Below are 1344 nucleotides of genomic sequence, written 5' to 3'. Positions count from 1 at the left end.
TGAACCGCCCCGGGTTTAGTGGAGGGCGTGTTCTGACCTGCTGATGGTCTCAGCAGGCTCGTGCTGGCGGTTGTAGGTGGCTTCGAGCTCGGCCGGTGGGACGTTCCCGATGGCTTCGAAGAGGCGCCTGTTGTTGAACCAGTCGACCCATTCCAGCGTCGCGATCTCGACGTCGTCCTGGCCTTTCCAGGGTCCTCGTCGGCGGATGACCTCGGTCTTGAACAGGCCGATGATCGACTCGGCCATCGCGTTGTCGTAGGAGTCGCCGACCGACCCGATCGAAGGACTGGCGCCGGCGTCGGCGAGTCGTTCGGAGTAACGGATCGAGGTGTATTGGCTGCCGGCATCGGAGTGGTGCACGAGTCCTTGGATCGACTGTCCTTGCCGTGATCGCTGCCAGATCCCCATCTCCAGGGCGTCCAGGACCAAGTCGGTGCTCATCGACCTGGAGACCCGCCAGCCGGTGATGCGGCGGCTGAAGACATCGACGCAGAACGCGACATAGACGAATCCGGTCCAGGTCGCGACATAGGTGAAGTCGACCACCCAGAGCTGGTTCGATCGCTCCGCCTGGAAGTGCCGTTCGACCAGGTCCTCTGGTCGCGGGGCCTTCGGGTCGGCGCGGGTGGTGCGCTTGGACGCCCCGCGGACCGCACCGGCCAGACCGTGGGCGCGCATGAGACGTTCGATCGTGCAGCGTGGGACGTCTATGCCCTCCCTGCGGAGTTGATGCCACACTTTCCGGGCCCCATAGACGCCGAAGTTGGACTCATGGACCCGCCGGATCTGGGTCAGGATCTCCGCGTCGCGAACCGCCCGGCGGCTCGGTGGTCGCTTGGCCGCGGCCCAGTAGGTCGACGGGGCGATCTGGCAGCCGTGCTCGGAGAGCACTCTGCAGATCGGCTCGACCCCGAAGACCTGGCCCTCGAACACGTCGTGGCGGTGCTCGTCGATGAACTTCACGAGCGTGGAGATGGGCGGTCGAGCTCCGCCGCGAAGAAAGCCGACGCGGTCTTCAAGATCGCGTTCGCCCGCCGGAGCTCACGATTCTCCTTCTCCAACTCATGGATCCGCCGGCGGTCGTTCGTCGCGAGACCCGGTTTGGTGCCGGAGTCGATCTGGGCCTGCTTGACCCACCCGCGCAACGTGTCGCGATTGATCCCCAGTTGTTCGGCGACCCTCGTGCAGGCCGCCGTGACCGAGAGCTCCAGCTCAGGATCGGCAAGCAGATCCTCAACCAGACGGATCGACCGATCCCGAAGCTCCTCGGGGTACTTCTTCGGTGCTGGCATGGTCATCATCCTTTCGGGATTTCAGACCCTCCACCAGACCCGGGGCGATTCA

Annotated in this window: 1 protein-coding gene; it reads right to left on the bottom strand. The window is 64.9% G+C overall.

What is annotated here, in order from left to right; genetic code table 11:
- Window positions 1–15 precede the first annotated feature (15 nt).
- Window positions 16–1292, bottom strand: a protein-coding gene (locus tag ACHAAC_RS17455) for an IS3 family transposase (protein WP_435717654.1) whose coding sequence is annotated in 2 segments (ribosomal slippage) — window positions 16–1004 and window positions 1004–1292 — 1278 coding nt in all. Because the reading frame shifts where the segments join, the coding sequence is not laid out codon by codon here.
- Window positions 1293–1344 lie beyond the last annotated feature (52 nt).

Source organism: Aeromicrobium sp. CF4.19, assembly GCF_051262555.1.
Taxonomy (GTDB): Bacteria; Actinomycetota; Actinomycetes; order Propionibacteriales; family Nocardioidaceae; genus Aeromicrobium.
This window is presented reverse-complemented; position numbering and strand designations above follow the sequence as displayed.